The sequence below is a fragment of the Stenotrophomonas rhizophila genome (genome assembly GCF_020857975.1).
In the GTDB taxonomy this organism is placed as follows: Bacteria; Pseudomonadota; Gammaproteobacteria; order Xanthomonadales; family Xanthomonadaceae; genus Stenotrophomonas; species Stenotrophomonas rhizophila_C.
Window position 1 is genome coordinate 162,455 of sequence record NZ_JACWUO010000004.1, and the last position, 16,220, is coordinate 178,674.

At 69.2% G+C, this 16,220-nt stretch carries 16 protein-coding genes, 1 tRNA gene and 1 pseudogene; 14 read left to right on the forward strand and 4 right to left on the reverse strand.

Features of this window, described 5'->3' with window-relative positions; all coding sequences use genetic code 11:
• The first annotated feature begins 167 nt into the window (after positions 1-167).
• From kdsA to IC535_RS05830, 3 genes are all read left to right on the forward strand, one after another.
• The gene (gene kdsA, locus IC535_RS05820; RefSeq protein ID WP_228885069.1) at positions 168-1,013 is read left to right on the forward strand and encodes a 3-deoxy-8-phosphooctulonate synthase; all 846 of its coding nucleotides are present in this window, start codon (positions 168-170) and stop codon (positions 1,011-1,013) included.
• Positions 1,014-1,135: 122 nt separating this feature from the next.
• Positions 1,136-1,212 (forward strand) — tRNA-Arg (locus IC535_RS05825).
• 269 nt (positions 1,213-1,481) lie between these two features.
• Positions 1,482-2,132: a DUF2306 domain-containing protein gene (locus IC535_RS05830; RefSeq protein WP_228885068.1), complete on the forward strand. Its 651-nt coding sequence runs from the start codon at positions 1,482-1,484 to the stop codon at positions 2,130-2,132.
• A gap of 12 nt (positions 2,133-2,144) precedes the next feature.
• On the opposite strand, the gene IC535_RS05835 is transcribed toward IC535_RS05830, so the two are convergent.
• Both IC535_RS05835 and IC535_RS05840 read right to left on the reverse strand, forming a co-directional pair.
• Entirely contained in the window at positions 2,145-2,636 is a 492-nt protein-coding gene (locus tag IC535_RS05835) for a DUF6265 family protein (RefSeq protein ID WP_228885062.1), read from the reverse strand.
• A 416-nt stretch (positions 2,637-3,052) separates the two neighbouring features.
• Entirely contained in the window at positions 3,053-3,274 is a 222-nt protein-coding gene (locus tag IC535_RS05840) for a hypothetical protein (RefSeq protein ID WP_228885060.1), read from the reverse strand.
• Between the two features lie 238 nt (positions 3,275-3,512).
• Here IC535_RS05840 and IC535_RS05845 point away from each other — a divergent pair, with 238 nt between their 5' ends.
• Together IC535_RS05845 and IC535_RS05850 are read left to right on the forward strand one after the other, a co-directional pair.
• Positions 3,513-3,962 (forward strand): PA2169 family four-helix-bundle protein, encoded by a 450-nt coding sequence (locus IC535_RS05845; RefSeq protein ID WP_228885058.1) that lies wholly within the window; start codon positions 3,513-3,515, stop codon positions 3,960-3,962.
• A 154-nt stretch (positions 3,963-4,116) separates the two neighbouring features.
• Positions 4,117-4,404 carry a hypothetical protein gene (locus tag IC535_RS05850; protein WP_228885057.1) on the forward strand — a complete coding sequence of 96 codons (288 nt, stop codon included), beginning with the start codon at positions 4,117-4,119 and terminating at the stop codon, positions 4,402-4,404.
• Here IC535_RS05850 and IC535_RS05855 read toward each other — a convergent pair whose 3' ends face one another.
• Positions 4,405-4,884, reverse strand: coding sequence for a GNAT family N-acetyltransferase (locus tag IC535_RS05855; RefSeq protein ID WP_228885056.1), 480 nt, complete (start codon positions 4,882-4,884; stop codon positions 4,405-4,407).
• Between the two features lie 180 nt (positions 4,885-5,064).
• Between IC535_RS05855 and IC535_RS05860 the strand changes: the two genes are divergently transcribed.
• The 5 genes and pseudogenes from IC535_RS05860 (at position 5,065) to thrC (ending at position 11,866) form a co-directional block, all read left to right on the forward strand.
• Positions 5,065-5,793 carry a helix-turn-helix transcriptional regulator gene (locus tag IC535_RS05860; protein WP_228885055.1) on the forward strand — a complete coding sequence of 243 codons (729 nt, stop codon included), beginning with the start codon at positions 5,065-5,067 and terminating at the stop codon, positions 5,791-5,793.
• Between the two features lie 71 nt (positions 5,794-5,864).
• Positions 5,865-6,741 (forward strand): annotated as a pseudogene (locus IC535_RS05865) (DMT family transporter).
• A 352-nt stretch (positions 6,742-7,093) separates the two neighbouring features.
• Positions 7,094-9,613: a bifunctional aspartate kinase/homoserine dehydrogenase I gene (thrA, locus tag IC535_RS05870; RefSeq protein WP_228885054.1), complete on the forward strand. Its 2,520-nt coding sequence runs from the start codon at positions 7,094-7,096 to the stop codon at positions 9,611-9,613.
• Positions 9,610-10,539: a homoserine kinase gene (locus IC535_RS05875; protein ID WP_228885052.1), complete on the forward strand. Its 930-nt coding sequence runs from the start codon at positions 9,610-9,612 to the stop codon at positions 10,537-10,539. Before thrA ends, IC535_RS05875 begins: the two co-directional genes overlap by 4 nt.
• A gap of 34 nt (positions 10,540-10,573) precedes the next feature.
• Entirely contained in the window at positions 10,574-11,866 is a 1,293-nt protein-coding gene (gene thrC / locus IC535_RS05880; RefSeq protein ID WP_228885050.1) for a threonine synthase, read from the forward strand.
• 304 nt (positions 11,867-12,170) lie between these two features.
• On the opposite strand, the gene IC535_RS05885 is transcribed toward thrC, so the two are convergent.
• Positions 12,171-12,932: a helix-turn-helix domain-containing protein gene (locus IC535_RS05885; RefSeq protein ID WP_228885049.1), complete on the reverse strand. Its 762-nt coding sequence runs from the start codon at positions 12,930-12,932 to the stop codon at positions 12,171-12,173.
• A 139-nt stretch (positions 12,933-13,071) separates the two neighbouring features.
• Here IC535_RS05885 and hisS point away from each other — a divergent pair, with 139 nt between their 5' ends.
• From hisS to hisG, 4 genes are all read left to right on the forward strand, one after another.
• On the forward strand, positions 13,072-14,469 hold the full coding sequence (gene hisS, locus IC535_RS05890; RefSeq protein ID WP_228885047.1) for a histidine--tRNA ligase: 1,398 nt from the start codon (positions 13,072-13,074) through the stop codon (positions 14,467-14,469).
• The gene (locus IC535_RS05895) at positions 14,466-14,774 is read left to right on the forward strand and encodes a hypothetical protein (protein WP_228885046.1); all 309 of its coding nucleotides are present in this window, start codon (positions 14,466-14,468) and stop codon (positions 14,772-14,774) included. The genes hisS and IC535_RS05895 overlap by 4 nt, the downstream gene beginning before the upstream one ends.
• A 190-nt stretch (positions 14,775-14,964) precedes the next feature.
• On the forward strand, positions 14,965-15,291 hold the full coding sequence (locus IC535_RS05900) for a YerC/YecD family TrpR-related protein (RefSeq protein ID WP_228885044.1): 327 nt from the start codon (positions 14,965-14,967) through the stop codon (positions 15,289-15,291).
• Positions 15,292-15,302: 11 nt separating this feature from the next.
• Positions 15,303-16,214 (forward strand): ATP phosphoribosyltransferase, encoded by a 912-nt coding sequence (gene hisG / locus IC535_RS05905; protein ID WP_228885042.1) that lies wholly within the window; start codon positions 15,303-15,305, stop codon positions 16,212-16,214.
• Positions 16,215-16,220 lie beyond the last annotated feature (6 nt).

The following is a 16,220-nucleotide window of genomic DNA, read 5'->3' on the forward strand; positions in this document are numbered from 1 at the left end:
GCCGATTCTAGCAGGGGTAGGTGTGCCGGCTGGCGTGGCCCCGACGCCGGCGTTGGCCGCTGCGCTGAATGCGCCGACACCCCCGTGCGGCGTGCAACCGCTAGAATGCGCCATTGATCCGGGGCGGCGGCTGCCGTGGCCCGGTCGTCCCGTCTCCAGGAGTCTGAATGAACGTTACCGTTGCAGAAGGTGTGGTGGTCGGCAATCGTCTGCCGTTCGTGCTGTTTGGCGGCCTGAACGTGCTCGAAGACCTCGATTCGACCCTGCACGCGGCCGAGCATTTCACTACGGTCACCGCCAAGCTCGGCATTCCGTACGTGTTCAAGGCGTCCTTCGACAAGGCCAACCGTTCTTCGATCGCCTCCTACCGCGGCGTCGGCCTGGACGAAGGCCTGCGCATCTTCGAGGAGGTCAAGCGCCGCTTCGGCGTGCCGGTGATCACCGACGTGCATGAAGTGGCACAGGCCGCGCCGGTGGCCGAGGTGGTCGACGTGCTGCAGCTTCCGGCGTTCCTGGCGCGCCAGACCGACCTGGTCGAGGCGATCGCGCGGACCGGGCGGGTGGTCAACATCAAGAAGCCGCAGTTCCTCAGCCCCACCCAGATCAAGCACATCGCGGCCAAGATCCGCGAAGCCGGCAACGAGAACATCATTCTGTGCGAGCGCGGCGCGCAGTTCGGTTACGACAACCTGGTGGTGGACATGCTCGGCTTCCGCGAGATGGTCGAATCCACCGGCGGCCTGCCGGCGATCTTCGACGTCACCCACAGCCTGCAGCGCCGCGACGCCGGCAGCGAAGCCTCCGGCGGCCGCCGCCGCCAGGTGGCCGAACTGGCCCGCGCGGGCATGGCGCTGGGCTTGGCCGGCCTGTTCCTGGAAGCCCACCGCGACCCGGACCACGCCCGCTGCGACGGCCCCAGCGCGCTGCCGCTGGCGGCGCTGGAGCCGTTCCTGGTGCAGATCAAGGCGCTGGACGAGCTGGTCAAGGGCTTCCCGGAGCTGGATATCCGCTGATCCGTCAGCGGCACGCAGCGCAGCGGCCTTGGTCCGGCCGCTGAATGTGGGTATCCTTCACGGCTGCACCGTGCATCGCGCCGGTGCAGCCCGCGGTCTGGCGACAGCGCAGCACCGTCAATGGCCCCGTAGCTCAGCTGGATAGAGCGTCCCCCTCCTAAGGGGAAGGTCGCCCGTTCGAATCGGGCCGGGGTCACCATATTTCAAGCACTTGGGCGGGTCGACGCCAGTGTATTTTCCACTGTTACCCATGTATCAACAGGCGTTGGTCATAGTGGTCGCAGCCAGAAATTCACCGTAGCCACGGCTCCATCATCGCCTCTGGGCGCGTAGTGCGTTGCGGTTGTCGCGTGGTCAGTGAGCAACCGCGCACGCCGCCGTGGTTCACCTGCGATCACCATGTCCGCCGATCGCGTAGTGAAGTTGCGGCGGTCTACACTGGGCCAAATCGGTCTCGGGACGGGTCGGATGGCAACCAGAGGAAACAGCGCCGCGCGCCTGTGGACGCGCCTGGGGTGGGGGCTGGTGTGGTGCCTTGCACTGGGGATGGGTGCGGAGTTTCTGCTGGAAACCTACCGCAAGTACAGCGTGCTGGATTCGCAGGCCTACCAGATGTTCCTGCTCCGGCGCGGCTGGCTGTGGACCCATCTGGCCGGCGGCACCATTACCGTCGTGCTGGGCCTGCTGCAGTTCCTGCCACGCCTGCGGCAACGCCATCCGGGCGTGCATCGCTGGGTCGGGCGGGTCTATCTGTTGGGCATGCTGGTGGCCTGCACCGGCGTGGTGGCCCTGTTGCTGACCTCGCCGGCGCCGGCGCAGATCCTGATGGGCTTTGCGATCACCGCACTGGCCTGGCTTGCCTCCGCGCTGGCCGGGCTGGTCGCCATCGGTAAGGGGCGGGTGGCTGTCCACCGCCGCTGGATGATCCGCAATTACCTGGTCACGCTGGCGCCTGTGCTGTTCCGCCTGGCGCTACCGCTGGCGCTCTGGCTGGGGGTGGTGCCGTCGCCGCAGGTGATTGGTGTGCTGCTGGTGGCCGCGTGGATGGCGCCGTGGCTGGTGTATGAGGCGTGCCGCCACGCGGCGGGGTGGCTGGGCATTGCGGCCCCGGCCCGATAACAGACGGCGCGGTCAGGGCCGGTCGGCGTTGCCGCAGGCTGTCCGCGTCATCGGAAAATCCACGACCCTGGTGGTGCCATCCACGCTGCCTTCGATCCGGGCGAGCAGCCGCGTTTGGCCCTGGCGGGTGTAGATCACCCGCTGCGGGAAATCATGGCCGGGCTGTTCGAACGTCGCGCTGGTGTCGCTGATGCGCAGCAGGGGAAACTCGGTCCGGTCCTGTCCGGCGGGCAGGGCGATGAAGGCCAGGCGTCCATCGGGGGCGTCCAGGTGGCGCAACTGCATGAACTCGAAGTCGACGGTTTTGCCGCCCTTGATGGTGCGGCCCACGCCCAGCAGGGTGCCGCCGGCCAGTGCGCTCCAGTGCTCGCCCGAGCCGGGCTCGCCGCCATCGCGCGCCCAGCAGCCTTCCAGCCAGGCCAGCTTGTCGATGTCCTGGGCGGCGGCGTGCGCGTTGCCCATCGACAGGGCCGAAACCACCAGCAATCCCAATGCGCGGTACATGGTCGGCCTCACCTCGAGTGGATGTGGGGCAGCGTAGGCGCCCGGTGCAGGGCCGGCAACACCGATCTTGCGCAGTGGTGGCCGGATCCTCGCCCGGTATTGACGAGGCCGCCGGCATGCTGGGGCCCGGACAGAAATGGAGACCGCCATGCGTGCACTGCCCATGTCGGCACAGGCAGGACAGCACCCCGTGCCTACGCCCGAACCCCAGCCACCGCCGGAGACAATGCCGGTGCCCGTAGAAGCGCCCATGCCCGCCGATCCCTCGCCGCGCGAACCGCCCGGCGAGCTGCCACCGGCGCAGGATCCAGCACCGCTCGATCCGCCGGTCGAAACACCGCCGGCGCAGGATCCACCGCCGACCGACCCGCCGATCGAGGCGCCGCCGGAACAACCGCCGCGCCCGGAATCCGCGCTCAGCCCTGCGACAGTTCGCTGATCAGCTGTTTGGCTTCGTCCAGCTCCTTCAGCGCCAGGCGCAGGCCCGCCTTCTTGGTCAGCACGGTGTGCTGCTCACCGTCGACCTCGATCACTTCCAGCTCGGCCTCGGAGGCGGCGCGGCCGGTGTTGATGCGTAGTTCCCTGGCGCGGTTGCTCAGCAGCAGAACCTGGATGTCTTCCAAGAGTTGCTTTTCCATCTCACCCTCCTTGCGGGCGTTGTTGTCGACAGCTGCAGCGTAACCCAATGGCGCGCACCGCCCCCGGGATGCATCGCGTGACGGCCCAGTCGCATGCCGAACACGCGCAGCAAACAAGTGCATGGCGCGCTGCATACCTCACTGAACCGCGTGTTTTGCATGTCACGTGGACTTCATTGCCGATGCGGAAAAGTCGTTCCACACCAACACGGGCAATACGCCCCACAGGAGCAACACAATGACCACCGAATCCCGGACCGCGCACAATTTGAACGACCTGATCCAGATCGCCCGCGATGGCAAAGACTTCTATACCGAAGCGGCAGGCAAGGTGAAAGACGCCGAGCTGTCGGCGCTGTTCACCCGCATCGCCGGGGTCAAGGAACAGATGGTGCGCTCGCTCAGCACCAGCGTGCTGGCCGCTGGCGGCACCCCGGCCGAGCACGGCACCGTGGTCGGTTCCATGCAGCAGTTCTACGGCAAGGTGCGCGCCACCCTGGGCGACACCCAGTACGGCTATGTAGCCGAGCTGGAAGAATCCGAAGACCGCCTGTTGAAGGCGTTCAAGGACACCCTCACCGATGCCGACACTTCCCCGGCTGCCCGCGCCGAAGTGCAGCGCCTGCTGCCGCAGGTGCAGGAGTGCCATGCGGTGATGCGTGAGCGCAAGCACGCGATGAAGCACTGAATGCGCTGACGTCGAGCGCGTCGCGTTGCCAGGCAGCCCCGGCCGGTCCGGGGCTGCCTGGTTTGAGTAGACCGCCTGGAGAGGTCACGCACGCCGGCGTACGGGGGCAGGAGATTTGGTGCATACTCGATTGAAAGAACCGCTTGGATTCGCTATGGAACACATGCGTTGGCTGACGCTTCGTCTTAGCAACAATCAATCCATCGGACCGAAGGTTCTGTTGGACCTGTGGGCCAATGCCTGCGAGACCAACCAATCGTCGGTGACGCGCGAAACGCTGCCCGGAAAGTCCACGTCCTACGCGCTGCACGCGCCGACCTCGCTGGCCTACCCGAAGCGGGCCGAACTGCGCATGCGCAAGCTGCTGGAAGAAGCCGGTTACACCTTCACGCTGGGCTCGCTGGCCGACCGCCCGGCGCCGCAGCCGGTGCGCTTCCGCTGATCAACGCGGCGCCAGCGTGCGCCGCATGATGCGCACCGGGAAGCCGCCGGCATGCTGGACCGATTCCAACGGCTCCCAGCCCAGCCGCCGGTACAGGCCGCCGTCATCGGCCTGCGTCTGCAGATAGACCTCACGCACGCCCAACGCCGCTGCGCGCGCCATCAGGTCGTCGATCAGTAGCGCCGCCAGGCCCTGGCCACGGTGCGATGCCTGCACGTAGACCCCGCCCAGCCAGTGCTCGCGCTCGGGACGCTCGGTGCGTTCGTGGAATTTCAGCTGCGCCGCCGCCACCGGTTCGCCCTGGTCCATGGCGATCAGCAGCAGGGGCAGTTCGGCGTCGTGCAGGAACACTTCCAGCCGCTGGCACTCGTCGGCCAGGCCGAGCCCTGGCACGTGCCTGCCCCATTCGCTGAAATACCACTGCGCCACCACCGGCAGCAGGGCGGGGGTGTGGCTGAGCAGGGTGTGTTCGATGGTCATGGGAGCCAGGGTTGGGGCGGTGGTCGGCAGAAACAGATGGACGGCGGTCACCGCGCAGCGCATTCCATGCGGACAGGATTGCCCGGACTATAGCAGCGGCGGCCTGCCACCCCGCCGGATTGCGCCGCCGGGACGGCGCGCGCAGACTCGGGGCGACCCCCTGCTGCGCCCGATATCCACGTGCCACTATCCGCCGCCGCTTTCAATCTGCGCCGCTATGGCCGCTGTTCCAGCGTGGACCGGCACGACTTCGCGCAGTGGGTGCTGCCGGTACAGGGCGAGTTGGCCTTCGAACTGGAAGGCCGCAGCGCACGCCTGGACCGGTGGCAGGGCGCGTTCGTGACGCCTACGGCCAGGCATGCGCAGAGCGCACGCGATCAGGATCGGTTCCTGATCGTGGATTGCCCGGCCACGCTGCTCGACGATGACACGCTGCAGCGCCTGGACCGGCAGCCGGTGCTGGCATTGCCGGCGCCGGTGCGGGCGATGGCGGAGCGGGTCGGTGCGGGGATGCCGGCGCAGGTGGCGGCCGCCACGGTGGCGCGTGAACTGCCGGTGCTGCTGCACGCGTTTTCGTTGGCCGGCAGTGCCACCCGGCTGCAGGCGGTGTGCGCGCAGATCGACGCTGCGCCGGGCCAGCCATGGCCGGTGGCGCGGATTGCCGCGCAGGTGGGGGTCAGCGGCAGCCGCGTACATGCGTTGTTCGCCCGGGCATTCGGGCTCAGCCCGCTGGCCTGGCTCAGTGCCTGCCGCCTGCGCTGGGCGCGTGGGCAGCTGGCCAACGGCGATCTGCCGATTGCCGCCATCGCCCAGCATGCCGGCTATTCCGAACAGAGCGCGCTGACCCGTGCACTGCGCCGCGAATGGGGCATGACCCCGGCCGATTACCGGCGCTGTCACCGGCAGTAGCCTGGGTCAAGCTCGCCAGCCGCCAGTTGCCTACACTGGCCAATCTTTCCGCTGGCCGGGCCGCGCGTGCAATGAAACGATCGATGGGGGTGGGCATCGCCAACGGCGTCGCCGCCGGTGCGTTGTGGGGCGTGGTGTTCCTGGCCCCGGCCATGCTCGACCGTTTCAGCGCGGTGCAACTGTCGGCCGGCCGTTACCTGGTGTACGGGTTGATCGCGGTCGTGTTGCTGGCGCCGCGCTGGCGGCAACTGCGCGGCAGTATCGGCAGGGCCGAGTGGCGCGGCCTGCTGTGGTTGAGCCTGGCCGGCAACCTGGTGTATTTCGTGCTGCTGGCCACGGCGGTGCAGTGGGCCGGCGGCGCGGCGGCTGCGTCGGCTGGCGCCGGCCTTGCTGCTGTGCCTGCTCGGGGTGGCGCTGGTCGGCTACGAAGCGGTGCAGGCCGGGCACGCCGCCGGTTCGGCCGGGCAGCGCCTGCTCGGCTTGCTGTGCGCGGTGGGGGCGTTGTTGTCGTGGGCGGTCTATTCGATCGGCAACAGCCGTTGGCTGGCGCGGCGCCCGGACCTGTCCGGCCACGACTGGTCGCTGTTGACCGGGGTGGCCACCGGCGCGCTGGCGCTGCTGTTGGTGCCCGCCGCGTTCATGGCCTCCGGCGCCAGCCACAGCGCGTCGGCATGGGGCGGGTTCTGGTTGGTCAGCGCCGGCGTGGCGGTGGTGGCCTCGGTGCTCGGCAATGCGTGCTGGAACCGCGCCAGCCGCCACCTGCCGCTGACCCTGACCGGGCAGATGATGGTGTTCGAAACCCTGTTCGCGCTGCTGTACGGGTTCGGCTGGCAGCAGCGATGGCCGACCCTGATGGAAACCGTGGCGATCGGGTGCCTGGTGTCCGGCGTGCTGCTGTGCGCGCATGCGCATCGGCCGCCGCGCGCGGTGGCCGAGCACGTGGGCTGATCGCCTGCGCTGGCTGGATGGTCTCATTGGCAACTTTTTGTCGACGTTGGCGGCCGATGTCGACCGCATTCTTTTTGCACCGCAGCACTTGACAAGCCCCCCGGCCGCGTAGTTTTCTTGAACCCATGGTCCTTGTTGCCGCCACCGCCGAACTGCTCGCCCCCGCTGCTGCGGGCGGTACGGGCGCGTCGATCCGGAGCCGCGGTACCACCACCATTACCACCGTCACCACTTGCCTGGTGCGGCCCGTCGTCTTCGCGTAATTTCCGAAAACAACGGCCCCGCACCCGGAACAGGTTGCGGGGGAGCGCCTTCAACCTGAGCCGACGCGGGGCCTCGAATCGAGGTCTACATGTCTTCCGTCGCCGCTGTTCCCGCTGTCGCTGAGTCCGCCGCCGCCCCTGCACCGCAGGCCGGCACCACCACGGTCGTGCACAAGTTCGGCGGCACTTCGGTGGCCGACGCCGAACGCTACCGCCATGTCGCGCAGTTGCTGCTGGCCCGCGATGAGGCGGTGCAGGTCACCGTGGTGTCGGCGATGAAGGGCGTCACCGATGCGCTGATCGCGCTGGCCGGCTTGGCCGCCGACGACGCCCCGCAGTGGCGCGAGCACTGGCATGCGCTGCGCGCGCGTCATCGTGGTGCGGCGGTGGCCCTGCTCGGCGAACATGCCGGGGCAACCGTGGAGTGGCTGGACGCACGCTTTGACCACCTGGCCGAAATGCTGGCTGCACTGGCGGTGATCGGCGAGTTGCCGGTCGAAGTGCTGGACCGCGTGCAGGGCCTGGGCGAGGTGTATTCGGCGCAGCTGCTGGGACAGTACCTGCAGAGCGTGGGCGCGGACTGCGCGGTGCTGGATGCGCGCGAGGTACTGGTAGTGGACCGTGGCGAACTGGGCGTGGACGTGGACTGGGTGCAGAGCGCGCAACGCCTGGCCGTGTGGCGGCAGGCGCACCCGGGGACGCGGGTGGTCGCCACCGGGTTCGTCGCCCGTGACCGCCGCGACCGGATCACCACGCTGGGCCGCAACGGCAGCGACTATTCCGGGGCGATTTTCGCCGCGCTGTTCAATGCCGACGAACTGCATATCTGGACCGATGTCGACGGCGTGCTTTCGGCCGATCCGCGGGTGGTGCCCGAGGCGGTGCAGCTGGAGGCCCTGAGCTATGACGAGGCCTGCGAGCTGGCCTACTTCGGCGCCAAGGTGGTGCATCCGCAGACCATGTCGCCGGCGATCGAGCGCGGCCTGCCGATCATCATCCGCAACACCTTCCGCCCGGACCATCCCGGAACCCGGATCACCGCCGAGCGCACCGTATCCGGCCCGATCAAGGGCCTGACCCTGAGCCCGGACCTGGCCGTGCTGAACCTGGAAGGCACCGGCCTGATCGGTGTGCCGGGCACCGCCGAGCGGGTGTTCGCCGCGCTGCGCACTGCGCAGGTGTCGGTGGTGATGATTTCCCAGGGCTCGTCGGAGCACTCGATCTGCTGCGTGGTCAAACAGGCCGAGGCGGCGCGTGCGCGCGATGCGCTGCTGCACGCCTTCGCCCACGAACTCAGCCTGGGCCAGGTGCAGCGGGTGCAGCTCACCGGCAATGTCAGCGTGTTGGCGGCGGTGGGCGATGGCATGGCCGGGCAGCCGGGGGTGGCCGCGCGGCTGTTCCAGTCGCTGGGCCATGCCCAGGTCAATATCCTGGCGATCGCGCAGGGCTCGTCCGAACGCAACATCTCGGTGGCCGTCGACAGCGGCCATGCAATCAAGGCACTGCGCGCGGCGCACGCCGGTTTCTGGCTGTCGCCGCAGACCTTCTCGGTCGGGGTGATCGGCCCGGGCAATGTCGGTGCGGCGCTGCTGGCGCAGCTGCAGGCCGCGCAGGCCGGCTTGCTGGGCCGGGCCAATGTCGATCTGCGGCTGCGGGCGGTGGCCTCGCGCCAGCGCATGCTGCTGGACCAGCGCGGCGTGCAGGGCGACTGGCGCGCCGCGTTGGCCGCGCAGGGCCAGGCCACCGACCTGGAGCAGTTCACCGAACACCTGCTGTCGGCGCACCTGCCGCATGCGCTGATCATCGACTGCAGCGGCAGCGCAGCGGTGGCCGACCGCTACGCCGGCTGGCTGGCGGCCGGCATCCACGTGGTGACCCCGAACAAACAGGCCGGCGCCGGCCCGCTGCCGCGCTACCAGGCCATCCGCGCCGCGGCCGCCGCCAGCGGTGCGCGCTTCCGCTATGAAGCCACGGTGGGGGCCGGGTTGCCGGTGATCACCACGCTGCGCGACCTGGTCGATACCGGCGATGACGTGCTGGCCATCGACGGCATCTTCTCCGGCACCCTGGCCTGGCTGTTCAACAAGTACGACGGCCAGGTACCGTTTTCGCAGCTGGTCGCCCAGGCGCGTGGCATGGGCTATACCGAGCCGGACCCGCGCGATGACCTGTCCGGCGTGGACGTTGCGCGCAAGCTGGTGATCCTGGCGCGCGAAGCCGGGCGCGACCTCAGCCTGGAACAGGTGCAGGTGGAAAGCCTGGTGCCCGAAGTGCTGCGCCAAGCCAGCGTGGAAGACTTCATGGCCGGGCTGGAGGGGGTGGACGCCGCCTTCGCCGATCGGCTGGCCCAGGCCGATGCGCGCGGCGCGGTGCTGCGCTATGTGGCGCGCCTGTCCGCCGATACCGCCCAGGTCGGGCTGGTCGAACTGCCGCGCGGCCATGCCTTCGCCAACCTGCGGCTGACCGACAACGTAGTGCAGTTCACCACCGGCCGCTATTGCGACAATCCACTGGTGGTGCAGGGCCCGGGCGCGGGACCGGAGGTGACCGCCGCCGGTGTGTTCGCCGACGTGCTGCGGGTGGCGGTGGGCGAAGGGGCGCGGCTGTGAGCGTAGCCAACGGGCAGGCACGCGCGTTTTCGCCGGCTTCGGTGGGCAATGTGGCGGTGGGCTTCGATATCCTCGGCCATGCCCTGGCCGGGGTTGGCGATACTGTCACGGTGCGCCGCATCGATGCGCCGCAGGTGCGCATCGCCGCCATCCGTGGCGCCGCGTTCGCATTGCCGCTGCGCGCCGAGGACAACACCGCCGGGGTGGCCTTGATCGCGCTGCGGCAGGCATTGGCGCTGCCGTACGGGTTCGAGGTGGAAATCGACAAGGGCATCGCGCTGGGCTCGGGCATGGGCGGTTCGGCAGCTTCGTGTGTGGCTGCGCTGGTGGCGGCCAATGCGCTGCTGGACACGCCGCTGCCGCGCCAGGCGCTGTACCCGTTCGCGCTGGCCGGCGAGGCGGTGGCCAGCGGCGGCCGGCATGGCGACAATCTGGGCCCGATGCTGCTGGGCGGGCTGGTCCTGAGTACGGCCGAGCAGCTGGTGCCGATTCCGCTGCCGGCGGCCTGGCACAGCCTGCTGGTGCACCCCGACGCGGTGCTGGAAACCCGACGGGCCCGCGCCGCACTGCAGGGCCACTACGCATTGCCCGAATTCGTCGCACAGAGCGCCAACCTGGCGCTGGTGCTCAGCGGCTGCTTCACCGGTGATGCCGCGCTGGTCCGCGCCGGCCTGCGCGACGTGCTGGTCGAGCCGCGCCGCGCCGGCCTGATCGCCGGCTTTGCCGCTGCGCGCGATGCCGCACTGGCGGCCGGCGCGATGGGCGCCAGCATTTCCGGCGCCGGCCCCAGCGTGTTCGCCTGGTTCGAGCACGCCGAGGCGGCCCACCACGCGCAGGCGGCGGTGCAGCGCGCCTTTGCCGAGGCCGGTTTCGACAGCCAGGCCTGGGTATCGCCATTGAACGCGCCCGGCGCCTGTCTGCTGTGAATGCTGTGATCTTTCCTTTCTGCCAGGACCTGCGATGAATTTCGTTTCCACCCGCCATGCCGCGCCCGCCGTTTCACTGAGCCAGGCCATTGCCGCCGGACTGGCGCCCGACGGCGGCCTGTACGTTCCCCAGGTCCGTCCGTCGGCGCAGGCCTGGCAGCGCCAAGGCAGCCTGGCCGGCGATGCCGCTGCCGTGCTGGCGCCGTACTTCGCCGGCGATGCGCTGGCCGGGGCGCTGCCGGCGCTGTGCGCGCAGGCCTTTGATTTCCCCGCGCCGCTGCGCGCCTTGTCCAGCCCCGGCGACTTTGTGCTGGAGCTGTTCCATGGGCCGACCGCTGCGTTCAAGGATTTCGGTGCGCGCTTCCTCGCCGCCAGCCTGGCACGGCTGCAGCGCGACCAGCGGCAGCCGCTGACGATCGTGGTGGCCACCTCCGGCGACACCGGTGCAGCGGTGGCGGCCGCCTTCCATCGCCAGCCCGGCATCCGGGTGGTGGTGCTGTATCCCGATGGCCGGGTATCGCCGCGGCAGGCGCACCAGCTGGGTTGCTTTGGCGACAACATCCGCACCCTGCGCGTGGCCGGTTCGTTCGATGATTGCCAGGCGATGGTCAAGCAGGCGCTGGGTGACCGGCAGCTGCAGGCGCAGGTGCCGTTGAGTTCGGCCAACAGCATCAGCCTGGGCCGCTGGCTGCCGCAGATGAGCTACTACGCGCATGCCGCGCTGGAACACCACGCCGCTACCGGCAAGGTGCTGAACCTGGTGGTTCCCACCGGCAACCTGGGCAATGCGATGGCCGCAGTGCTGGCGCGGGCGATGGGCCTGCCGCTGGGCCGCATCGCGCTGGCGACCAATGCCAACGATGTGCTGCCGCGCTTTTTCGCCGGCGGCCAGTACCAGCCACGCACCAGCGTGGCCACCGTGGCCAATGCGATGGATGTGGGCGCACCGAGCAACTTCGAGCGGCTGCGCTGGCTGTATGCCGACGACGATGCGGCCTTGCGTGCCGATTTCCGGGTGGAGGCGGTGGATGATGCGGCCATCGCCGCGCTTATCGCGCGGCGCTGGGCGCAGGCCGGTGAGGTGTTCTGCCCGCATACCGCCACGGCGGTGGCCTTGCTGGAGAAGCTGCGCAGCGAAGGCGTGCAGGGCGACTGGGCGGTGGCGGCGACCGCGCACCCGGCCAAGTTCGAGTCGGTGGTGGAGCCGTTGATCGGGCAGCCACTGGCGGTGCCGGCGTCGCTGGAGGCGTTGCTGCAGCGGCCGGCCAGTGCGCAGGCCTGCGCGCCGGAGTATGGGGCGTTGCGTGAGGTGTTGCTGGAAGGATGAGGGGCTGTAGCGCCGGGCTCTGCCCGGCTGGCGTTGCTGCTGCTGTTTCCGCTTCGCGGATAACTTCAAAAACGTTTCGTGCCCCGCGCCCCTAGACCAGCGGGCGCTCGCTGTTCCAACGCGTCGCCACGCGCCCATGTGCTGCCGCACAGACCTCAGCACGCTTCATGCTTGGCCCGCGCCTCTTCGCCCCCGCTGCCGCTGCGATGCTCGGCTCGCTCCAACGGGGAGGTAGATCAAGATCAAGAGCAACAGCAACAGCAGCGGGGCAGAGCCCCGCTCTACGAGCAGAGGCTGGCGCCGCTCAGTACGTCTCGTCGGCCGACAGCAGGCGCAGGCCGTCTTCGTCGAGGATCTCGACGGTGTTCAGATGGGGCAGGGCGATCAGGCCCTGCTGGCGCAGCTTGGTGAAGGTGCGGCTGACCGTTTCCATGGTCAGGCCGAGATGGTCGGCGATGTCGCCGCGGCCCATCGGCAGGGTCACGCGCAGGCCGTTTTCGCCAAGGCGCGCCTGGCGTGCGGCCAGCCGCAGCAGGAAATCGGCCAGCTTCTCGGCCGGCTGCAGGCGGCCCAGCGACAGCGCCGCGTCGTGGGCGTCGTCCAGTTCCTGGCAGGCGCGCTGCAGCAGCTTGCGTTCCAGGTGCGGGAAGCGTGCGCGCAGGTCCTTCATCTGCGGCAGCGCCACCCGGCAGACCCGGCTGTCGGCGATCGCTTCGATGTCGTAGCGGTGGTGGTCGCTGCCGGTCAGGCCCAGGTAGTTGCCGGGCAGCACGAAGCCGCTGATCTGGCGGCGGCCGTCGGACAGGGTGCGGACCAGGCGCAATGCGCCGCCGGTCAAGGTATAGACATGTTGGCGCGGCTCGCCGGCACGGGCCAGGGTGGCGCCCAGCGGCAGCGGCAGCGATACGGTGACTCGTTCCAGCGCCTGTACCTCCTCCGGGGCCAATGCCGAACACACCGCCAGGTGGCGGACCGAGCAGTGCAGGCAGTCGCGCAGCGGCGAGCAGCCCGGCGTGGCAGGGTCTTCAACGGCGGAAAGCGCGGTACCGGGGTGGGGCCGGGTCATGTCGAACCAGGGAGCGGGGCCTGCCCATGATACGCCATGCGGCGGTTTGCCCGGGCTGCAGGCGCCATCGCGGTGGCGCGCCCGGCTGCGGCTAGAATATGCAGCTGGCCCATTCCCCCGTTCCGCAGGAGTCCCGCAAGTGATCAAGCCCCGTACGCCGCCCGGCATCATGGAATTGCTGCCGCGCGAGCAGATCGCGTTCCAGCGCATGCTGGACGTCATCCGCCGCAACTACGAGCGGTTCGGGTTCCTGCCGGTGGAAACCCCGGTGTTCGAGCTGTCCGACGTGCTGCTGACCAAGTCCGGTGGCGAGACCGAGCGCCAGGTGTATTTCGTGCAGTCCACCGGCGCGCTGGCCAACGCCGCCGAGGCCGGCGACAACGCGCTGCCCGAGCTGGCGCTGCGCTTCGACCTGACCGTGCCGCTGGCGCGTTACGTGGCCGAACACGAGCACGACCTGACCTTCCCGTTCCGTCGTTACCAGATGCAGCGGGTCTACCGCGGCGAGCGCGCCCAGCGCGGCCGCTTCCGCGAGTTCTACCAGTGCGACATCGATGTGATCGGCAAGGACACGCTGAGCACCCGCTATGACGCCGAAGTGCTGGCGGTGATCCACGCGGTGTTCGCCGAACTGCGCATCGGCGATTTCTCCGTGCAGTTGAACAACCGCAAGCTGCTGCGCGGCTTCTTCGAAAGCCTGGGCGTGGCCGATGGCGAGCGCCAGCTGGCGGTGCTGCGCGAAGTGGACAAGCTGGACAAGCGGGGTGCCGACTACGTGCGCGACACGCTGGGGGGCGAAGGGTTTGCGATCCCGGCCGAGCAGGTCGAGCGGATCCTGGCGTTCGTGGCGGTGCGCTCGTCCAGCCACGCCGACGCGCTGGCGCAGCTGGATGCGTTGCTGGCCGATCCTGCCGCCAGCGATACCCTGAAGGTGGGCGTGGCCGAGTTGCGCGAAGTGCTGGAACTGGTCAAGGCGCTGGGCGTGCCGGAAAGCGCGTATTGCCTGAATTTCTCGATCGCGCGCGGCCTGGACTATTACACCGGCACCGTCTACGAGACCACGCTGACCGACCACCCGCAGATCGGTTCGATCTGCTCGGGCGGCCGCTACGAAGACCTGGCCAGCCACTACAGCAAGTCCAAACTGCCCGGCGTGGGCATTTCGATCGGCCTGACCCGGCTGTTCTGGCAGCTGCGCGAGGCCGGGCTGATTGCCGGTATCGAAGACAGCAGCGTGCACGCCCTGGTGGCGCTGATGGACGATGCCAGCCTGCCGCAATCGCTGGACATCGCCCGCCGCCTGCGCGCCGGTGGCATCAATGCCGAAGTGCAGATGGAGCCGAAGAAGATCGGCAAGCAGTTCCAGTACGCGGCCAAGGCGGGGATCCGCTTTGTGGTGCTGGCCGGTGAGGATGAGCTGGCGCGTGGCGTGGTGGCGGTCAAGGACCTGCTGCGCGAGCAGCAGTTCGAAGTCTCCCGCGACGAGCTGGCCAGCGCCCTGCAGGTGGAGCTGGAACAGGCCAAGGTCATGCCGTGAAGCGGCTGGGGGTGGGGGCGCTGTTGGCGCTCCTGCTGGCCGGCTGCCAGAGCGATCTGTCGCTGCACAGCCGGCGGATCGGTCCGGGGCACTATCAGCTGGTGGCCGATCGTTGCCACCTGGGCTACCGGGATGCGCAGCAGCGCAATCCGCTGGAGCTGGACCTGGAAGGCCTGGCCACGCAGAAATGCCGCGGCCGCGCCGGGCCGCTGGAGGCCCTGCAGCAAATTCCCAGCCGCAAGGGCAGCCTGTTCGGCGAGTGCCTGCGCAGCGGCGCCCTGCGCGCCGAGGTGCGCTGCCGGTAGGTACCGACCGTTGGTCGGTACGGACCCACGGCGAAATGACACAACGATGGATGCCAACCATCCCCAACGCCCGCCCCGTGCGGGCGTTGTGCGTTTGCGCCTGGCTGAACCGGTCCCTTCGGCCTACGGGCCGAGTTTGACCACGCGGCAGCCTTGCGCTAATGTATTAGCACGCTATTACATTGATACGATGAAACTACGTCCGATCCCCCGCGAAAAAGATGCCCAGGCCGACCTGGCCCGCCTGGCCGAGGCCTTTGCCGCGCTGACCGGCGCCGGGCAGGTCACCGCGTTCCTGCGCGACCTGTGCACCCCGGCCGAGCTGGAGGCGCTGGCCGACCGCTGGAAGGTGGTGCCGCTGCTGCAACAGGGCGTGCCGTACCGCGAAATCCATGAATTGACCGGGGTCAGCGTGACCACCACCGGGCGCGTGGCGCGCTCGCTGGAACACGGCCACGGCGGCTATGCCGCCGCTGTTGCCGCCACCGCCATGCCCACGCCCGCCGAATCCAAGTAGAGACCCGCCCCATGAGTGCAACCCAGACCGCCCCGGCACGCGACCGGCTGCGTATCGCCATCCAGAAGAACGGGCGGCTGGCCGAGCCGGCGCGCAGCCTGCTCACCGCCTGCGGGCTGAGCTGGCGGCAGAGCCGCGACAAGCTGTTCTGCTATGGCGAATCGCTGCCGGTGGACCTGCTGCTGGTCCGCGACGACGACATCCCCGGGCTGATCGCCGATGGCGTCTGCGACTTCGGCATCGTCGGACGCAACGAACTGGACGAGCAGGGCGCCGCCCGCCGCCGGATCGGCCTGCCCGATGCCTACCAGGCGCTGCGCGGCCTGAACTTCGGCCAGTGCCGGCTGATGCTGGCGGTGCCCGAGGAATGGGAGTGGAGCGGGGTGGAACAACTGGCCGGCAAGCGCATCGCCACCAGCTACCCGGCGATCCTGGCCGACTGGCTGGCCGCGCGCGGGGTGGATGCCCAGGTGGTGGAACTGTCCGGTTCGGTGGAAATCGCGCCGCGCCTGGGCACCGCCGACCTGATCTGCGACCTGGTCTCCAGTGGCGCCACCCTGGCCGCCAACCAACTCAAGCCGGTGGAAACCCTGCTGGAAAGCGAGGCGGTGCTGGCCGGCCCGGTGAAGACCCCCGACGACGCCCGCGCCGGACTGATGGCGATGCTGCTGCGGCGGCTGGATGGCGTGGTCAAGGTGCGCGACAGCAAGCTGCTGATGTTCCGTGCCGCGCAGGATCGCGTGTCCGAACTGACCCGGCTGCTGCCCGATGCCGACCCGCTGGTGCAACTGCCCGACGACGGCGGCCACCTGCGCCTGCAGACCATGTGCCACGGCGCATTGACCTGGCAGCGGCTGGAAGACCTGGAGCGCGCCGGCGCGCAGGGCCTGATGGTGTTGAGCGTGGAGCGGTCGCTGGCATGAACGCAC

Excerpts from the sequence above, each read along its gene's own strand:
- IC535_RS05845 (WP_228885058.1), top strand. The coding sequence starts at position 3,513 with ATGACCACCGAATCCCGGACCGCGCACAATTTGAACGACCTGATCCAG.
- IC535_RS05850 (WP_228885057.1), top strand. The coding sequence starts at position 4,117 with ATGGAACACATGCGTTGGCTGACGCTTCGTCTTAGCAACAATCAATCC.
- thrC (WP_228885050.1), top strand. The coding sequence starts at position 10,574 with ATGAATTTCGTTTCCACCCGCCATGCCGCGCCCGCCGTTTCACTGAGC.
- IC535_RS05900 (WP_228885044.1), top strand. The coding sequence starts at position 14,965 with ATGAAACTACGTCCGATCCCCCGCGAAAAAGATGCCCAGGCCGACCTG.
- IC535_RS05830 (WP_228885068.1), top strand. The coding sequence starts at position 1,482 with ATGGCAACCAGAGGAAACAGCGCCGCGCGCCTGTGGACGCGCCTGGGG.
- IC535_RS05885 (WP_228885049.1), bottom strand. The coding sequence starts at position 12,932 with ATGACCCGGCCCCACCCCGGTACCGCGCTTTCCGCCGTTGAAGACCCT.
- kdsA (WP_228885069.1), top strand. The coding sequence starts at position 168 with ATGAACGTTACCGTTGCAGAAGGTGTGGTGGTCGGCAATCGTCTGCCG.
- hisG (WP_228885042.1), top strand. The coding sequence starts at position 15,303 with ATGAGTGCAACCCAGACCGCCCCGGCACGCGACCGGCTGCGTATCGCC.
- IC535_RS05835 (WP_228885062.1), bottom strand. The coding sequence starts at position 2,636 with ATGTACCGCGCATTGGGATTGCTGGTGGTTTCGGCCCTGTCGATGGGC.
- IC535_RS05840 (WP_228885060.1), bottom strand. The coding sequence starts at position 3,274 with ATGGAAAAGCAACTCTTGGAAGACATCCAGGTTCTGCTGCTGAGCAAC.
- IC535_RS05855 (WP_228885056.1), bottom strand. The coding sequence starts at position 4,884 with ATGACCATCGAACACACCCTGCTCAGCCACACCCCCGCCCTGCTGCCG.
- thrA (WP_228885054.1), top strand. The coding sequence starts at position 7,094 with ATGTCTTCCGTCGCCGCTGTTCCCGCTGTCGCTGAGTCCGCCGCCGCC.